Source organism: Bradyrhizobium cosmicum (assembly GCF_032290525.1).
Classification (GTDB): domain Bacteria; phylum Pseudomonadota; class Alphaproteobacteria; order Rhizobiales; family Xanthobacteraceae; genus Bradyrhizobium; species Bradyrhizobium cosmicum_A.
The window spans coordinates 1-275 of the sequence record NZ_JASXTA010000208.1; the positions used below are offsets into that span (position 1 = coordinate 1).

1 pseudogene is annotated in these 275 nt (G+C 62.9%); it reads right to left on the reverse strand.

Annotated features, from left to right (window positions below):
- Positions 1 to 266: pseudogene (locus tag QSV46_RS39680) on the reverse strand (glycosyltransferase WbuB); the annotation flags it as partial.
- Positions 267 to 275: the final 9 nt, after the last annotated feature.

The following is a 275-nucleotide window of genomic DNA, read 5'->3' on the forward strand; positions in this document are numbered from 1 at the left end:
GCATCGAGCGCGCGAAACATCGGCGCGTTCAAGGCGCGCATCGCTTTCGCCACGATCGATTGCGGCTTCAACAGGCCAGCCATGACGAGGACGTCGGGATAGAGATCGTGCATGATCAGCGCCGATCTCGCGCCTTTCAATTTGGCCGCGGCTGCAAAAGCGTAAGGCAGCATGAAGGGGGCCGGCACGGTCAGCGTGACGTCTCCGCGCCGCAACCTCGCCAGCAGCACGAAAAACATCCGGACCGTGAACAGCAATTCGGCCACGGCGCGCCT